We start from the raw sequence: 17306 nt of genomic DNA on the forward strand, positions 1-17306 counted from the left end.
TGGTTGAAAGATCATTTGTCAGCGCGGCAGCGGCAGAAGCGCGCGCAGGCGGCGGTCGCGCAGCCACAAGCCACCCCACAGCAGGAGTCCGAGATAGAGGCCGAACAGGACGTGGCTGAACAGCGGACTGCCGATGCGGACATGCGAGGCGATGGCGCCGCCGAGATAGCCGGTGAGCAGGATCGCGCCGACGAACGATGTCGGCGGCAGGATATAGAGCACGGTGCAGAGAAGCGTGATGAGGCCGAGCGCCCGCGCCATGGCGTCGCCTGCTCCATAGCCCATCTGATCCAGCGTCTGGGTGACGACGGGCAGAGGGATGAGCTTGACCGCGCCGTCGAACAGCAGGAACAGCGTCACCAGACCGCTCAGGATGCGGCCGCCCCACAATTCGGCGCGCGAGACCGGCTCTTCCATCGTCGTCATCTGCAGCTCCTTCCCGTGATGCTGCTCCCAGGACGAATGAAGGATCGTGCCGCCGACAGCCCGGTGCAGAATTTTAGATCGAATCTCGGCAGTATTTCACTGGCCGACCCGAGCCTGAGCCGTCGCGCTGTCGCGCATCAGGCGATCGAGCTGCATGCGGATATGCGCGGCCTCCGCCGAGCTGTGCGCCAGCGCGATGGCGCGGTCGAAGGCGGTCCGCGCCTCGTCATTGCGCCCGAGCTGCATCAGCAGCGCGCCGCGCACGCCGAAGAAATAGAAATAATTGGCAAGCCGCCCTTCGAGCGGCGCAATCAAATCGAGCGCCGCCTCGGCCCCGCGCACCTTGGAGACGGCGACGGCGCGATTGAGCGTCACCACCGGCGAGGGCTGCACCACTTCCAGCGCGCCATAGAGAAGATCGATCTGCGTCCAGTCGGTGTCCTCCGGGCGCGCGGCGCGCGAATGCAGCGCCGCGATCGCCGCCTGGATCTGGTACGGGCCGCTGTGGCGGTGGCGGATCGCCTTGTCGATCAGGGCCACGCCTTCCGCGATCATCGGCTGGTTCCACAGCGAGCGATCCTGTTCGTCGAGAAGGATCAGCGTCCCCTCCGCATCGAAGCGGGCGGCGCTGCGCGCGTGTTGCAGCAGCAGCAGCGCCGTCAGCCCCATGATTTCGGGCTCGCTCGAAAACAGCCGCAGCAGCAGCCGCGCCAGCCGGATGGCCTCCTCGGACAGCGGCTGGCGCAGCGCCGCGGTCTCGCCGCTGGCCGAATAGCCCTCGTTGAAGATCAGGTAGATCATGGCCGCGACCGCGGTCAGGCGCTCGGCGCGCTCGATCGCGCCCGGCGTCTCGAACGGCACGTCCGCCTGCGCGACGCGCGCCTTGGCGCGGGTGATGCGCTGCTCCATCGCCGCCTCGCTGACCAGGAAGGCGCGGGCGATCTGCTTCACCGTCAGGCCGGACACCACCCGCAGCGCCAGCGCGATCTGCTGCGTCGCCGGCAGGTCCTTGTGACAGCAGATGAACAGCAGGCGGAGGATGTCGTCGCGGTAGTGCGAGCCGTCGAGCCGCTCGGCGAGCGCGCTCTCGGCGTCGTCGAGATCGGAGATCGCCTCGTCATCCGGCAGCGGCTGCTCGCGGCGGACCCGGCGGACATCGTCGATGGCCGCGTTGCGTCCGACCATGATCAGCCAGGCCGCCGGATCGCGCGGCGGACCGTTCTGCGGCCAGCTCTTCAGGGCGCGCAGGCAGGCGTTCTGGAACGCCTCCTCCGCCGTGTCGAGGTCGCGAAAATAGCGCAGCAGCGCGCCGACGGCCTGGGGTCGTGCCGATGTCAGGGCCGCATCGATCCAGGCCGTATCGGTCATGCCAGCGCTCCACCCGGCCTGAACGTGCCGACGGGACGGATCTCGTAGGAGCCGCCGGGATTGGCCTCGCCGAGCTCGCGTGCGACCTCCAGCGCCTCATCGAGATTGGCGCAGTCGACGAGATAGAAGCCGAGCAGTTGCTCCTTGGTCTCGGCATAGGGGCCGTCGATGACGAGCGGCGGATCCTCCTTCCGGAGCGTCGTCGCAGCCGTGGTCGGCAGCAGCCGCGCCACCGGCCCGAGCCGCCCCTGCTTGGCGAGCTTCTCCTGGATGACGGCAAGCTTGGCCATGACCGCGGCATCCTGGTCCTTGCTCCAGGCGCAGACGACATCCTCGTCATGATAGCAGAGCAGCGCGTACAACATCGGCAGGCATCTCCCTTCGTCTTCAAGACGGTGGAGTATGCCTCCGGCCGACAGTCCCACGAAGTATTTTCGCGGGGTTCCGCCTGCAGGAACAAGCCGCCTACCAGGAGATGCCGTACTTGGCCGCGATGTTGCGCGCCCGGGTCTCCTGCGCGCTCTCGCGCGGCTGCCTGGCGCGCGCGGCCTGGCGCTGCGACTTGCCTTGCCCTTGCCCTGCGGCGCTCTGTCCACCTTGGCTGCCCGCGTTCGGGGACATACCGTCCTGCGTCTGGCCGCCGGCCTGCGGCTGACTGCCCTTGCCGATCGAGATGCCGTTGGCCGACAGGATCGACCCGACATCGATGGTCTGGGCCTGGACCGAGGCAGACGCGACGACCAAAGCAGTGGCGAGAAGCAATTTGCGCATGACGATTGTCTCCGTGTTGATGGGCGGAGATTGGCGTGCCCGCGCGATCTGGTATGTGGAACACGTCACATTAGCTCGAGGACCCTCCGATGACCAAAGGCGCGCTGGCGCTCCTGATCCATGGCGGCACCGACAACTGGTCGCCACAGCGCTGGAAAGCGCGTTTCGACGATGTCTGCGGCGACCGCCCTGTGGTGCTGCTGCCCGATCCCGGGCTCGATCCAGCCGAGGTGCATTACGCCGCGGTCTGGAAGCCGGTCCCCGGCGAGCTCGCCGGCTTTCCGAACCTGCGCGTGATCTTCAACCTCGGCGCCGGCGTCGACGCGCTGATGGCGGACAAGACGCTGCCCAGCGTGCCCCTGGTCCGCGTCGCGGTCGACGATCTCACCGCGCGAATGACCGAATATGTCGTGCTGCACGTGCTGATGCATCATCGCCAGGAGCTGTATCTGCGCGAGTCGCAGCGCGTGAAGCGCTGGGCGCCGAAATACCAGTGGCCGGCGGCCGCGATCGGCGTCGGCATTCTCGGACTGGGCACGCTCGGGATCGACGCAGCCGAGGTGCTCAAGCGATTGGGCTTCCAGGTCGCCGGCTGGAGCCGCAGCGTCAAGCAGGCCGACGGCATCGAATGCTTCCATGGCGCGGCGCAGCTCGACGCGTTCCTGGCGCGGACCGACATCCTGGTGTCGCTGCTGCCGCTGACGCCGGATACGCGCGGCATTCTCGACCGCAAGATGTTCGCCAAGCTCAGGCGCTCATCGCCGCTCGGCGCCCCCGTCATGATCAATGCCGGGCGCGGCGGCCTGCAGAACGAGGCCGACATCCTCGCCTGCCTCGACGACGGCACGCTTGGTTCGGTCTCGCTCGACGTGTTCGGCCAGGAGCCGCTGCCTGCCGACAGCCCGTTCTGGACCCACCCGAAGGTGGTGCTGACGCCGCACAATGCAGCCGACACCGACGCCGACGCGATCTCGCGCTACGTCGCCGAGCAGATCGCGACCTTCGAGGCCGGCGGGGCGCTGCGCAACCTGGTCGATCGCGTCAGGGGATATTGAAACGCTATCCTTTGCCGACCATCACATCGATTGCGCCGGCGACGATCGCCTCCAGCTCCTGACGCGGCGCCCGCGCGCGAGCGCGGACCGCGATCGAGTGGATCGTCGCCGACGCCAGCCGCGCCAGCACGGCGGGGTCGGCGTCCGCAGGCAGCTCGCCCTTCTCCTTGGCGCGGCGGAAGCAGCGCGCAAACGCCATGTCGAGCTCGGTCAGGGCGTTCTGCACCATGGCGCGGATGTCGGGATCGGCGACCGCTTCCGAGCCCGCCGTCATCACCGTGAAGCAGCCGCGCGGCCCCTCCCCGCCCGAGAGATAGATGTCGAGTGCGGCGGCGAAGATCTTCTGCAGCTGCTCGCGCACCGGCCAGTCGTGACGGAAGATCTCGCCCATCACGGCGCGGGCGTTGTCGCGGTAGCGCTGATAGCTCTTGATGTAGAGCTCGCGCTTGTCGCCGAACGCGCCATAGAGGCTCGGCCGGTTCATGCCGGTGGCGGCGCTGAGATCGTCGAGCGAGGTCGCGGCGAATCCGGTCGACCGGAACAGGTCGAGCGCCTTGCCGAGCGCGACATCCGGCTCATACGCCCGCGGCCTCCCGCGCCGCTTCGGCTCGACCGGGGCGGCAGCCATTTTCTGGGGAAGGTCGCCCTGCGGCGGCCCTTTCTTTTTTTGTACCATTTCGCAACAAATTCCTTGACCGGCCTTATATTATGCGAGACAGTATAAAAATCAATCAACGCTCCGGTCCGGAGCCCGAGGGAGACGTCCATGGACCTGTATTTCTCGCCGCTCGCCTGCTCGCTCGCCACCCGCATCGCGCTGTATGAAGCTGGCGCTGCGGCGAATTATCTCGAGGTCGATCCGAAGACGAAGATCGTCCTCAACGACGGCTCCGATTTCCGCGCCGTCAATCCGCTCGGGCTCGTCCCGACGCTCCGCACCGATGACGGCGACCTGCTGACCGAGAATGCCGCGATCCTGCAATATGTCGCCGATCGCTTCCCCGAGGCGAAGCTCGGCACCGGCCCCGGCATGGACCGCAGCCGGCTGCATCAATGGCTCTGCTTCATCGGCACCGAGCTACACAAGGGACTGTTCATCCCGATCCTCGACAAGACCGCGCCCGAGGAGATGAAGGCCCATGTCCTGAAGAAGAACCTGTCGCGGCTCGATCATCTCGAGAACCACCTGCGGGATCGCGACTATCTGCTCGATCATTTCACGGTCGCCGACGCGTATCTCGTCACCGTGATCAATTGGACCATGGCAACGCCGCCGGTCCAGCTCGCGAAATGGCCGGCCGTGAAGGCGTACTACGAGCGCCTCCGCGCGCGGCCGTCGATCGCCCGTGCCATCGCCGAGGAGTTCGAGCTCTACAAGGCGGAACTGGCGCGGCATAAGGCGGCGGCGTAGGCCGCGTACGAGTTTCATCTCCTTCTCATGGGGAGATGAAATTCTCCGAGGAGATTAAGCATGGCTCAATGAGCACGATCTCCATCGTGCCGAACGCTTGACCGAGATGACTTCGGGTTGCAATCCTCGAATCGCAGGAGGATTGCACGTGGCAACCACATCCGTAAGAGACCGATTGCTGGCGGACCGGCGCGCGCTGCTCGATCTGGGCACGCGCAACCGGCTCGTGCACATCCCGCTCAAGACCAAGACCATCCGCACCATCGACATCGTCGGCGCGCGCTCTGCTGCGCTCTTCGAGCTTCTCGGCGAAGGCAAGCGCTTCACGTTCCTTCCGACGAAGGCTGAGTCTGCGGAGACGGACGGCACCCTGCCCTTGAGCGAGCCGGCGCCGCGATCCGACACGCCGACCACCAAGGGGGACCAGGGAGGTGATGATTCGGAGTCGCAGACGCGGCAGCCGGACACCCGGCTCAAGACCCGGCTGTCATCGGAGGCGCTGCAGAAGCGCCTGCTGGATATCTGGTACGACGCACGAACGCTCGAGGAAGAACAGGGCGTCAATATCCTTTATCTCGCCTTCGGGCTGCTGAAATGGTTCGAGGACGACAAATCCGACGTCGAGCGCTTCGCGCCGCTCGTCCTGCTGCCCGTTCGCCTCGAACGCAGCAGCGCCGCTGATCGGTTTCACCTGGTCTCGCGCGCTGAGCCGCCGTCGCCGAACCTCTCGCTCCAGGCCAAGCTCGACGCCGAGTTCGGACTCAAGATCGAGGATTTTGGCGACGAGGACGACGTCGACATCGCGACCTATCTCGCCGGCGTCGCGGAGACGGTCGCCAACAAGCAGAGGTGGGAGGTCAGGGCGGACGCGATCGTCCTCGGCTTCTTCTCGTTCTCCAAGTTCCTGATGTATCGCGATCTGGACCCTGACAACTGGCCCGCAGATGGCAGCCTTGATCGTCATCCCCTGATCTCAGCGCTGCTTCAGGACGGCTTCGAGGGCGCGGAGCCGATCGTGGCCGACGACGGCAAGATCGATTCCGTCATCCAGCCGGTGGCGATGAACCATGTCGTCGATGCCGATTCATCGCAGGCCGTGGTGATCGAGGAAGTGGTCCGTGGACGCGACCTCGTCGTCAAGGGACCGCCTGGGACCGGCAAATCGCAGACCATCACCAACATCATCGCGTCAGCGGCCGCCGAGGGAAAAACGGTGCTGTTCGTGGCCGAGAAGATGGCGGCGCTCGAGGTCGTGCACCGGCGGCTGAAGCATGTCGGTCTCGGCGCGCTCGCGCTGGAGCTGCACTCCAACAAGGCCAACAAGCGCGTTCTGCTCGAAGAGCTGAAACGCTGCAAATCGGCTGAGGTCCCGGTCCCGCGCGGCGAAGCCACCCTGGTGCAGCGCCTGAGCGACAGCCGTGACGGCCTCAACCGGCATGCGGACATGATGCACCAGCCGCACCAGCCGAGCGAGCTGACGCCATTCAGGTTGCTCGGTCACCTCGTGCGCTGCGGGGACATCTCCGCGCAGCCGCCCTACCCGTTGCAGGGCGCGCCCTCCTGGTCTCCCCTGGATCTGGAGCGGCGGCGTGAGCTGATCGCCGAGCTCGCCGAACGAATTGCAGCCGACGGCGCGCCGCACCTGCATCCCTGGCGCGGCGTCGGCCGCGACGCGCTCGATCCAGCCGAAATGACCGAGCTACGGAGATCGCTGGGCGACATTTCGGACGTTGTCAGCAACGCATCCTCAGGCGCCGCCCGCCTCGGCACGCTGCTCGATCTCCCGCCGCCGACCACCTTGGCCGATGCCGCGGGGATACTCGCCTTTGCGGAGGCCGCGGCCGCGATGCCGGAGTGCGATCGGACTGCCTTCCGCGAGGCCGTCTGGAGCCAGGCCGGACTCATCACGGACATCGTCGACAAGGGACTGCGCTACGCGAAATTGAGGACGGCCTTCGAGAGCGCCTTCGTCGAGGCCGCCTGGGATGCACCGATCGCCAATTGCCGCAAGGTCATCGCCGAGAAGGGCCACTCCTGGCTGCGCCTGCTCAGCCCGCGTTATCGCCAACAGGTGGCGCTGCTGGCCTCGTACCTGAAGGTGCCGATGCCGAAAACGCTCGAGCAGCGGCTTCTGCTGATCGACGGCCTCATAGCGGCGCAAGCCGCTCGCCGGTCCTTCGAGGAGGTCGAAGCCGCCGGCAGCACCGCCTTCGGGACCGCGTGGCAGAAGGAACGGTCGGATTGGGATGCGCTTTCCAAATTGGCGACCTGGTGGACTGCATTCCCCAAACCGTTTGCAAGCGATGAAACGCGCCAGCGGCTGACGCAGCTGACGCTGTCGGCCGATGATCGGCGATCGATCGAACAGCTCAACCACAGCCTCGCAAGTCTGATGTCCGGCCTCCGCAGGCTGATCGACTCTCTCCAGTTGGAGCCCGCCCGCATCCCACTCGACGCCGGCGACCAGATCCGGCTGGACGAGCTGTCGCAGACTTTGTCGGAGTGGCAGAACGCGACCGAGCGCCTCACCCGCTGGATCGCGTTCATGGGCCGGGTCCGCCTTGCGCGCGCGCAAGGTCTCGCCGCGCTGGTCGATCGCACGCTCGACGGCTCCTTGCCGGGCGAAGCGCTCGAAGCCGCTTTCGACCGATCCTATTACGATGCCATGCGCAGCGTGATCTTCGCTGACCATCCTGAACTGAAACGTTTCGACGGCGAATCGCACGATCGGCTGGTCGACGGCTTCCGCAAGCTCGACGTCGCGCGGATGCAACTGGCCCGCGATCAGATCGCCCACGAGCATGCCGCGGCGCTGCCGCGCAACGCCGGCGGCATCGGGCCGCTCGGCGTGCTGAACGGCGAGCTTGCCAAGAAGCGCAACCATCTGCCGATCCGTCAACTCCTGGAGCGCGCCGGCCCGGTCGTCCAGCAGATCAAGCCGATCTTCCTGATGAGTCCGCTGTCGGTGGCGCAGTTCCTGAAGCCCGGCGCGATCGCCTTTGATCTGCTGGTCGTCGACGAGGCCTCGCAGATCGAGCCGGTCGATGCGCTCGGCGCCGTCGCGCGCTGCCGGCAGATGGTGGTCGTCGGCGACGAGCGGCAACTGCCGCCGACACGCTTCTTCGCGAAGCTGACAGGCAATGATGACGAGGACAACGACGACGAGGATCAGCCGACATTCCAGGTCAAGGATGCGGAAAGCATTCTCGACCTCTGCCTTGCCAAGGGCCTCTCGCATCGGATGCTGAACTGGCACTATCGCAGCAAGCATCAGTCGCTGATCGCCGTGTCCAACAAGCAGTTCTACGACAACCGGCTGTTCATCGTGCCGAGCCCGTACGACGCCGTCGCGGGAATGGGGTTGAAGTTCAACTACAACCCCGATGCACACTACGAACGTGGAAGCAGCCGGACCAACCCCAGGGAAGCGCGGCTCGTCGCCGAGGCCGTCATGCGCCATGCGCGCGAGACGCCGGACCGAAGCCTTGGCGTCGCGACCTTCTCGGTGGCGCAGCGCCAGGCGATTCAGGATCAGCTCGAAATCTTGCGTAAAGAGACCCCGGAAACGGAGACGTTCTTCGTCCGCGGTGCCAGCGAGCCGTTCTTCGTGAAGAACCTCGAGAACATCCAGGGCGACGAACGCGACGTCATCTTCATCTCCATAGGCTATGGGAGAACGAAGGAAGGCTTCGTCTCGATGAGCTTCGGTCCCCTCAACTCCGACGGAGGCGAGCGCCGGCTGAACGTGCTGATCTCGCGCGCCAAGCTCCGTTGCGAGGTCTTCTCCTCGATCACCGGCGACGACATCGACCTGTCGCGCGCCAAGGGCCGCGGCATCGCGGCGCTGAAGACGTTCCTGACCTTCGCGCAGACGGGGCAGCTCGGCATCGCGCAGGAGACCGGGCGCGATCCCGACTCGGTGTTCGAGGAGCAGGTCGCCGCCAGGCTCCGGGCGCTTGGTCACGACGTGAAGACCCAGATCGGCACCGCCGGATTCTTCGTCGATCTCGCTATCGTCGACCCCGACAAGCCCGGCCGCTTCCTGCTGGGGATCGAATGCGACGGCGCCCAATACCATGCGTCTCGTTCGGCGCGGGACCGCGACCGCCTGCGACAGAACGTGCTGGAAGCGCATGGCTGGGTGCTGCATCGCATCTGGTCGACGGACTGGTTTCTCCGACCCAAGGAGGAAACCGAGAAGGTCCTCCGCGCGATCGACGCTGCGAAGGCGCATTGGCGGGACATCGACCAAGGGACTGCTCGAGCTGAACCCGAGCCTCCGGCAAACCCCGATGTGCCGGCGCCGGAGCAGACCGAGCAGCGCCCTCTGGAGATCCTCGCACAGGCGCCAACGGTGGCCCCCTATGAAGAGGCGAAGCTGCGCGTCCGTCGGGAGATTGAGCCGCACGAGACGCCGCTCGCCGACATGACGCGGCACGTCGTCGAGATCGTCGCCATCGAGGGGCCGGTGCATGAATCGGAAATCATCGTCCGGATCAGATCGGCCTGGGGCCTTGCCCGCGCCGGCAATCGCATCCGCGATGCCGTGCGAACGGCGCTGAGATCGGTAGTCGCGAAGGGACAGATCGCTGGAGGCCCGTTCTACGCCGTGCCGGGCCAGGCGGTCGTCGTTCGAAGCCGCGAGGACGTGCAATCGCAGTCTTTGCGCAAGCCCGAGATGCTGCCGCCGGAGGAGATCAAGGCGGCCATCGTGCAGGTCGTGGAGCAAAACTACGGCGCCGAGGAAGACCAGTTGATCCAGGCGGTCGCCCGGCTGTTCGGCTTCGGTTCGACCAGCGCCCAGTTGCGCGAGGCGTTGCAGGGCAGCCTCAAGGATCTTCTCGCCGCAGGAAACCTGCGCCGCGAGGGAGAGCTCCTGATCAAGCCGCAGGAGGTCTCGCCGGCTGCGCAGGACTGACCGGCTGAATTGGTGCTAGGAACTCACAGCCCGAACGCCGCTTGCCAGCCGCCGAAATAGGCGACTGGCGAGGTCAGAGCTCGTTCAGAACAGACGCTCGTCCCTGCCAAGGCATCGGACCAGGATTGCACGGGTCCGTCCCTGCCACTATCCTTGAGGCGAGACACGCGCTGGCCCGCATCCAATAGGAGCGCCCCATGCCGACCGCGAGCTTGGCTCCCCTGGACGAGACCATCACGATCGCGGAGCTGACGCGCGATCCCTATCCGATCTACCAGCGGCTGAGACGCGAAGCCCCCGTGTTGCGGGTCAAATCCGTGGGCCGCACGTTCCTCACCAAAGCGGCTGACACCAAATATGTGAAGGACAATGCGGCGCTGTTCTCGTCCGACGATCCGAACACGCCGATGAAGCGCGCCTTCCTCGCGCATACCTTGATGCGCAAGGATCACGACGAGCACCGGGCCGAGCGCATGGCGATGATGCCCGCCTTGATGCCGAAGACGATCGAAGCCGTCTGGGAGCCGCTCTACACCAAATTCGCCGCTGATTATCTCGACCGGCTGCCGCGCGGCGAGGTCGTCGATCTCTTCCCCGCCCTCGCCGGCCCCTTGGCCGCGCGCATTCTCGCTGAAGTGATGGGCATTCCCGACGCCGGCGATGCCGACATGCAGCGCTGGTCGCAGGCCCTGATCGACGGCGCCGGCAATTTCGGCTGGACGCCGGGGCCGTTCGACGCGTCTGATATCGCCAACGCGGAGATGGACCGCTGCATCCGCGCCAACATGGAGCGCGTGCGCGCCGAGCCGGATTCCTCCGCGCTCTCCTTCATGGTCAACGCGAAGAACCCGATTCCCGAGAGCCAGATCATCGCCAACATCAAGATCGCGATCGGCGGCGGCATCAACGAGCCGCGCGACGCGCTGCTGACGATCCTCTACGGCCTGCTGACCAATCCGGAGCAGCTCGCCGCCGTCCGCGCTCAGGACAAATGGCGCTCCGCGTTCGAGGAAGGCGTGCGCTGGGTGGCGCCGATCCAGGCGAGCTCGCGTCTCGTGATGGAAGACACCGAGATTCGCGGCTGCCTGATCCCGAAGGGCGACACCGTGATGACGATCCAGGCCTCCGCAAACCGCGACGAGGACCTGTTCGACGATGGCGAAACCTACAACGCGCTGCGCGACCCTAATCCCCACCAGGCCTTCGGCAACGGCCCGCATCATTGCGCCGGCGCGCACCTCTCGCGGCGCACCGTCGGCGCCATCCTGCTGCCGATGCTGTTCGAGCGCTTCCCCGACATGACGCTGCCCGATCCCGCGAGCGTGCGCTGGCACGGTTTCGGCTTCCGCGGCCCGCTCAATCTGCCGGTTCGGCTGCAGTAGGACCGGCCCGCGGGGCCTGCGGATGGAGCGGCGTCGAGCGAGGAGACGAGTTCGGGCGATGCTGGACTGATCGGCGACGACGTCACGATCGGCTGACGGTCCGCGATCCGGCCGCGGATCCTGCCCTGGATTCGGCCCTGGATCGGATCGCGGGAGCGGACGGCACGCTTGCTCCGGTCAAGTCGTCGCATGTCGCCACGGCGGCGTGACGCACCGAGACGGTCGTGCCGGGCCGGCCGGCCACGGTCGTGACCTCGGCACCGAGCTGCTTCGCCAGGGCCATGATGATGCCGGTGCCCAGGCCCCCCTTCGGCCGGCCGTTCACCTGCAATTTCCCCGTTCCATTATCCGAGACGGACAGGGTCCAGCCGGCTCCGGAGGACTCGTAGATCACGGTGATCAGCCCATTCGCGGTGTCCTCGGGAAAGGCATGCTTGAGGGAGTTGATGACGAGCTCGGTGACGATCAGCCCGAGACTTTCAGCTTCGCTCGTCGTCGCCTGGCCGTCGCCGCGGGTTTCGATCCTGGTCCGCTGCTGGTCGGCGATCATCGATTGCGAGATCGCCTGGCAGAGCCTCGCGAAATGCGGTCCGAGCGCGATCACGCCGCTGCGCGCGGAGGTGTGGAGACTCTGCTGGATGTTCGCGAACGAGATGACCCGGTCGCGGGCGTCGTCCAGGTGGCGTCGCGCCTCCTCGGAGCCGACGGAGCGTGCCTTCAACGAGATGATGCTGGCGATGATCGCCAAGCTGTTGCCGACGCGGTGCTGAAACTCCTCGAGCAGCATGTCCTTCTGACGCAGCAGTTCCTCGTTCCGGCGCGCCATCGCGCGCTCGCTGGTGACGTCCTCGAGGCCGAGCAGGATGGTCGTATGGGACCCGACCGTGTAGGACACCTGCCGGGCGTTCAGCCGCATCGCCCGGGGTCCGACGGCGGGAAAAACGTGCTCCACCTCGAAATCATGCAGCGCGCCGGTGTTGGAGAAGATCAGGCCCAGCCACGACTTCAGCGCCGGAATATTCCAGGCGCCGTCATCCAGCTCATAGAATAGTTGTCCCAGCACATCCTCGGGCGCCGCGGAGAAGGTGAGATAGAACGAACGGCTGGCAGCAATCACGCGGAGATCGTGGTCGAGGACGAGCAGCGGCTCCCGGACCGTGTCCACAATGGCTTCGGCAAGTGCGCACGCGTCAGACGCGTCGGAAAACTGCTGCTTGAACATGTGGTCCCCTCCCTACGCAACACTTCACCCGTCACGAACGCTTCGCGCGTCCCGCCTTCAAGCGGCGAAACGAAACGCCGAGCCCGGCGGCGAGTTAGGGCAGCTAGCGATGCGGACGGAGCCGTCTGTGCAAGACAGACCACCCGCGCGCTGCACACCCGCAGCTAGTTCTGCTGCTCCGCCTGCAGGTTGTCGTTCAGGACGGCTTGCAGCAGCGCCGGATAGACGACGATCTCGCCATCATATTCGATCAGGCCCGCCCTTCTGAACTTGTTCATGAAATGACTGACGCGCGACCGCGTCGTGCCGATCATCTCGGCCAGCGTTTCCTGGCTGATTCTTGGAATGACCGGCAGCGGCGTTTCGTCACGGCCGTAATTGGCCATCGTCAGAAGCAGCCGCGCCAGCCGCTTTTCGCTGCTATGGAAGAGCTGGTCGATCAGGTCCGCTTCGAACCGGTCGATCCGCGCCAGCAGAAACGCGATGAACATCTCCGCAAGCTCAGGGTAGAGGCGAAGCGCTGCGATCATCGTCTTCTTGGCGATGGCGGTGACCACGCAATCCTGCAGGGCGAATGCCGAGCCGGTATGCACCGCCTGCCGCGTCAGACAGCCTTCGCCAAGAAACTGCCCGGCATCGACGATGCCGATGACCGCTTCCTTGCCGACGTCGTTGACGACGGTCAGCTTGATCTTTCCCTGTTGGAGAAAGAACAGGACGTCGGCCGGATCGCCCTGGGCGAACACGCTTCCCCCCTTGGGAACCTTCAGGACCTTCTGGCCCGGGCAAACCTTGTCGAGAAAGGCCTTCGGATCAAATCTGGCGAGGTTCGAACTCGGCACAGCCCCCATCCCGCTCGATGGACATGTTGATGGACATGCCTAACCTTTACGGTGGAAACCGCCTCCCGCTTTGCGCTAGATCAATCTGCTTATCACCCTCCGATTGAGCTCTCGGCGAGGCCGGGGCGCCACGAGCGCCATTCTGCAATCGATGCGAGACCTTCCATGCGATGTCGCCACTCACATGATGGAGGATGCTCACGGCGGAGCCGCCTCGAACGAGAGACCGACGTGCACCAGACCCCGCGCGTTCGACCATCTCCTCAGCGCGAGCCGGCCGAGCGAATGAGGCCTCATCGCATCCTCGCGGTCGTTCATCCGTGGTGATCGACCACCTGTTTGGGTTGCACGGACCAGGCCGCGGGCGCGTCGTCACGATCGGCTGCGGCCGCGGCTGCCGTCGCCTGCACCTTGCCGGGCGCGTGATGGGCCGGCGCATAGATCGCATGGACCTGCATCGGCGTCGGGCCGATGTTGGTGATGTTGTGCCAGGTCCCGGCCGGAACGAGCACGCACCAGCCGTTCGACACCGTCTGGTCGAATGTCAGCCTGTCCTTCGCGGGCCCCATCTGCACCTGGCCGCGGCCGGCATCGAGCCGCAGGAACTGATCGGTTTCCGGATGCGCCTCCAGGCCGATGTCGCCGCCGACCGGAATCGACATCAGCGTCACCTGCAGATAGCGCCCGCTCCAGGCGACCGACCGATAATTGGCATTGTCCCGGGTCGCCCGCTCGATGTCGAACGCCTGCGGCTGCGGCCCGATGTCGGTGATCTCATCAGCAAGCACATCCATCACGGATCTCCCAACCGGCGGCATTGCCGGCAAACCGTCCCGCCACGCGTCTAGCGATGATCCCGAAGCCGATCGGACACCGCCTCCTTGCCGAGGGCGTGGTCGAGCGCGCGCTTCAGCTTGTGGACCGCGCCACGCACGGCCTGCTCCATGAAGCTGTCCTGATGCGCCGCGACGATCGGCTCGCCGCCGTCACGGTGCACCTCGATCTTGCAGCTCTTGTCGTCGTGACTCGGCTTGTGGCTCACCGCGTCGCTGAGCTGCACGTCGATCCGCCTGACCTGATCCTCATAGCGATGGAGCACCGCATGAAGCGACGCCTTCACGTCCTGCGACAACTGCTCGCCGCCCTCGACGTTTCCGTCGGCCCTGACATCGATCAACATCCGTGTCTCCATCAGGTGAAGCGCCAAACGTCGCAAGATGGAATTCGCGATCATGATCGGCTCCCGGGCATGATCGTCATCCAGGCTTCGACGTCGCCGCACGGCACGCGACGCCATGACGCGCCGTTCGCCGTCGGCGGCCACGAATGGACGCCCCGTGATACAGCGGGTCTGAAGCGCCGCCTGATCCGCCTCGGGGCCTTTCGGGCGGGGCGAAGCGGCTGTTCAAGCGCGTCTCCCAATGTCTCCCGCGATCAGACTGCCAGAGGCGAACGCGAGCGGCTGATCAATATTGCTCAGTCAACCCCGGAGAATCAGGCGCAACCTGCGGCGACCCAACTTTGAGTCTGCACCGGAGATGGGATGATGGATTGTCCGATCACATTTCGCTGCCCCCAGACCGGGTCCGAGGTCGATGCCATCCTGCACCAGCCGAAAGACGACTGTCGGTTCGAGACCGTGACCTTCGAGACCGTGACCTGCCCGGCCTGCACGAGATTTCACTTCATCCACGCCATGACCGGCGCACTCATTCCTCCGACCCTGCTGGGCCCGGCGAATTGGACGCCGTAGCGGAGGTCTCGAAACGCGAACGTCCCGTCTCGCACATTCCTGTGCGGAGGCCGTTGCCGCGGCATCAACGAGCCGCGCGACGCCCTGCTGACGATCCTCTACGGCCTGCTAACCAACCCCTTGCCGCCGTGTCCGAACAGGACAAGTGGCGCTCCGCGTTCGAGGAAGGCGTGCGGTGGGTCGCGCCGATCCAGGCGAGCTCACGCCTCGTGATGGAGGACACTGAGATCCGCGGCTGCCTGATCCCGAAGGGCGACACCGTGATGACCATCCAGGCCTCCGCCAACCGCGACGAGGAGCTGTTCACCGACGGCGAGACCACCAACGCGCTGCGCGACCCCACCCCCCATCAGGCCTTCGGCAACGGCCCCCACCACTGCGCCGGCGCCCACCTCTCCCGCCGCACCGTCGGCGCGATTTTGCTGCCGATGCTGTTCGAGCGGTTTCCGAACATGACGCTGCCCGAGCCGGCGGGTGTGAGGTGGCACGGCTTCGGCTTCCGGGGGCCGCTCAATTTGCCGGTGAGACTGCAGTAGGATGGGGCGAGGGAACTAGCTAATCACGGCCGGAAAGTAGGCATTCTAAAAGAGCTTTGTAGTCAAAGAGATGTGGTTCGTGATTATCCGGGCCGCGTAAGAACTCGAAAGGTGGAAATCTGAGTTCGCTGTCATAATCACGCGATCTCATCTCGCATTGCGCGCTCTTTAGGCGGGGAACGACAGGAGCATATTCGCTTGCCTTGCTGAACTTGAGGAGTACATCCGTTTTTTCCTTGAGGCAGTTGTTCATCACCTGCATGCGCTGATCAACGCCAGATGCGCGATTGAACGCTCGCTCTACGCAAATAGCTTTCGCTACCGCTACATTGTATAGTACACTTTTGATGCCTTTTTCGCCCTCCGCCCGTTCACTACTTGAGGATGGCGCCTTCCCCCGCGCGATCTTCCGTTTGTCCTCGAGCGCTACGCCATCCCAAAATTTTTGGTAATCGGCGCGAATCTCAGGCTCAAGACTCCGGTAGAAGCTCTGTATGTCCTTAACTTCTTGAGAGAGACCCGCGCTGCACCAAACCACAAAGAGTGCACCTAGACCGAAGCGATAAATGCACATGGTCCCAAGCCCTCCGTAGCCTTTGAATTACCACCGTTCTCCCGACCACTCCGTCCTAGCTATTTCGTTCGCGCGATAGGAGCCGATCCGTGGCTTTGTCCAATGCTTGCAAGATACGAGGACGCTTACCTTCCGACGCCTTGTGCGCTGCACAGCACAATTCCGAAATTCGCTTGTGCGCGACCTTTGAGTCGTCAAACCTCGGGATACTAAGGTGTTTGAATATATTACTCACCTGAATTTGGATTGTGTGGCTTTCAATATACTCACGAACCAAGGATGAGTTTAGGATTGCGCAAACAAAGTATGCGACGTCAGCTTTAGCGAAGTCCGCGAAAAAGATCTTATGATCTGGAACGAAGGGCCTACTTCCTACCAGCGGCACAGGGGCCTTGGTCACGACAGCTGCTTCAAAGACACTCGATTGTTCGGCCCAAACCACTTTGTAGGGCGCAAACGTGTAGGCACCCGAATTATAAACTGAGTAATAGGGCGCATTCTTTTGCCGCAACTTGTAGGTTGAGCGTTTTTCCAACAAAGACTTGAAGAGCTTGAAGTACCTCGCTGTATTTGGAAGGGTCGCCAGCCGCTCCTCGGCAGCCTCGTACTCGGACCGAACAATACCTTGGTTCGGCACTAGTATGTACAGCTGTTCTTCCACGTGGAGGTGACAGGCCGAAAAATCGGAAGCGCCCTTCAGGAGGGGATAGAGCAAATCGGGCTCAATCCAAAATGTTCGCCGAGGGCCAATGTCCGTCTTTCCGGCATCCGGCCGTGTCTCAACTTGTACAAGACCAGCTTCATCGTTCTTTCCGACAATTCGGAGCATATAGACGCCATTAAGATCAGCCGTCACGCCCTTCCGCCCCGCTATCCAGTCGCTCTGCCCTTGTAATGCCGACATCTTTGCAAACCGGCCCTTAGGCAGAACGGCCCATGGAGAGCTACCACCGTCGACTGGCGTAGCCTCCCTGAGCTGCTGCCGGTTTGATGGACACCGAGATTGGGTGTTTCATGAAGCCGGAGGTGGGCGATGAAGAGACGGAAG

Annotated in this window: 17 protein-coding genes and 1 pseudogene; 7 read left to right on the forward strand and 11 right to left on the reverse strand. The window is 64.6% G+C overall.

What is annotated here, in order from left to right:
* Positions 1-18: 18 nt before the first annotated feature.
* The 4 genes from QX135_RS14535 to QX135_RS14550 form a co-directional block, all read right to left on the reverse strand.
* Positions 19-390: a DoxX family protein gene (locus tag QX135_RS14535; RefSeq protein WP_315772413.1), complete on the reverse strand. Its 372-nt coding sequence runs from the start codon at positions 388-390 to the stop codon at positions 19-21.
* A gap of 132 nt (positions 391-522) precedes the next feature.
* Positions 523-1794, reverse strand: a complete 1272-nt coding sequence (locus tag QX135_RS14540) for an RNA polymerase sigma factor (RefSeq protein WP_315772319.1) — start codon at positions 1792-1794, stop codon at positions 523-525.
* The gene (locus tag QX135_RS14545; protein ID WP_315717600.1) at positions 1791-2159 is read right to left on the reverse strand and encodes a YciI family protein; all 369 of its coding nucleotides are present in this window, start codon (positions 2157-2159) and stop codon (positions 1791-1793) included. The genes QX135_RS14540 and QX135_RS14545 overlap by 4 nt, the downstream gene beginning before the upstream one ends.
* A 100-nt stretch (positions 2160-2259) precedes the next feature.
* Complete coding sequence (locus QX135_RS14550) at positions 2260-2565, reverse strand: hypothetical protein (RefSeq protein ID WP_316181041.1); 306 nt, start codon at positions 2563-2565, stop codon at positions 2260-2262.
* Between the two features lie 89 nt (positions 2566-2654).
* On the opposite strand from QX135_RS14550, the gene QX135_RS14555 reads away from it, so the two are divergent.
* A complete protein-coding gene (locus tag QX135_RS14555; protein ID WP_315795751.1) occupies positions 2655-3620 on the forward strand; it encodes a glyoxylate/hydroxypyruvate reductase A in 966 nt (321 codons plus the stop codon).
* A gap of 4 nt (positions 3621-3624) precedes the next feature.
* Here QX135_RS14555 and QX135_RS14560 read toward each other — a convergent pair whose 3' ends face one another.
* Positions 3625-4296 carry a TetR/AcrR family transcriptional regulator gene (locus QX135_RS14560; RefSeq protein ID WP_316181039.1) on the reverse strand — a complete coding sequence of 224 codons (672 nt, stop codon included), beginning with the start codon at positions 4294-4296 and terminating at the stop codon, positions 3625-3627.
* A 90-nt stretch (positions 4297-4386) separates the two neighbouring features.
* Here QX135_RS14560 and QX135_RS14565 point away from each other — a divergent pair, with 90 nt between their 5' ends.
* The 3 genes from QX135_RS14565 (at position 4387) to QX135_RS14575 (ending at position 11331) form a co-directional block, all read left to right on the forward strand.
* Positions 4387-5031, forward strand: coding sequence for a glutathione binding-like protein (locus QX135_RS14565; protein ID WP_316181038.1), 645 nt, complete (start codon positions 4387-4389; stop codon positions 5029-5031).
* A 97-nt stretch (positions 5032-5128) separates the two neighbouring features.
* Positions 5129-9949, forward strand: a complete 4821-nt coding sequence (locus tag QX135_RS14570; RefSeq protein WP_316181036.1) for a DUF3320 domain-containing protein — start codon at positions 5129-5131, stop codon at positions 9947-9949.
* 197 nt (positions 9950-10146) lie between these two features.
* Positions 10147-11331, forward strand: coding sequence for a cytochrome P450 (locus QX135_RS14575; RefSeq protein ID WP_316181034.1), 1185 nt, complete (start codon positions 10147-10149; stop codon positions 11329-11331).
* A gap of 82 nt (positions 11332-11413) precedes the next feature.
* Here the strand turns inward: QX135_RS14575 and QX135_RS14580 are convergent, their stop codons facing one another.
* From QX135_RS14580 to QX135_RS14595, 4 genes are all read right to left on the reverse strand, one after another.
* Positions 11414-12553 (reverse strand): sensor histidine kinase, encoded by a 1140-nt coding sequence (locus QX135_RS14580; protein ID WP_316181033.1) that lies wholly within the window; start codon positions 12551-12553, stop codon positions 11414-11416.
* A 164-nt stretch (positions 12554-12717) separates the two neighbouring features.
* Positions 12718-13404: a Crp/Fnr family transcriptional regulator gene (locus tag QX135_RS14585; RefSeq protein WP_315736294.1), complete on the reverse strand. Its 687-nt coding sequence runs from the start codon at positions 13402-13404 to the stop codon at positions 12718-12720.
* Positions 13405-13709: 305 nt separating this feature from the next.
* Positions 13710-14189, reverse strand: coding sequence for a cupin domain-containing protein (locus QX135_RS14590; RefSeq protein ID WP_316181031.1), 480 nt, complete (start codon positions 14187-14189; stop codon positions 13710-13712).
* 50 nt (positions 14190-14239) lie between these two features.
* The gene (locus QX135_RS14595; protein ID WP_316181029.1) at positions 14240-14575 is read right to left on the reverse strand and encodes an HPF/RaiA family ribosome-associated protein; all 336 of its coding nucleotides are present in this window, start codon (positions 14573-14575) and stop codon (positions 14240-14242) included.
* 69 nt (positions 14576-14644) lie between these two features.
* Between QX135_RS14595 and QX135_RS14600 the strand changes: the two genes are divergently transcribed.
* From QX135_RS14600 to QX135_RS14610, 3 genes and pseudogenes are all read left to right on the forward strand, one after another.
* Entirely contained in the window at positions 14645-14920 is a 276-nt protein-coding gene (locus QX135_RS14600; RefSeq protein WP_316181028.1) for a hypothetical protein, read from the forward strand.
* An 18-nt stretch (positions 14921-14938) separates the two neighbouring features.
* Complete coding sequence (locus QX135_RS14605; RefSeq protein WP_316181027.1) at positions 14939-15148, forward strand: hypothetical protein; 210 nt, start codon at positions 14939-14941, stop codon at positions 15146-15148.
* A 60-nt stretch (positions 15149-15208) separates the two neighbouring features.
* A pseudogene (locus tag QX135_RS14610) lies at positions 15209-15684 on the forward strand (cytochrome P450); the annotation flags it as partial.
* A 19-nt stretch (positions 15685-15703) separates the two neighbouring features.
* Here QX135_RS14610 and QX135_RS14615 read toward each other — a convergent pair.
* Entirely contained in the window at positions 15704-16258 is a 555-nt protein-coding gene (locus tag QX135_RS14615; RefSeq protein ID WP_316181025.1) for a hypothetical protein, read from the reverse strand.
* 55 nt (positions 16259-16313) lie between these two features.
* Entirely contained in the window at positions 16314-17162 is an 849-nt protein-coding gene (locus tag QX135_RS14620; RefSeq protein WP_316181023.1) for a hypothetical protein, read from the reverse strand.
* Positions 17163-17306: the final 144 nt, after the last annotated feature.

The organism is Bradyrhizobium sp. SZCCHNR1098 (assembly GCF_032489375.1).
GTDB lineage: Bacteria > Pseudomonadota > Alphaproteobacteria > Rhizobiales > Xanthobacteraceae > Bradyrhizobium.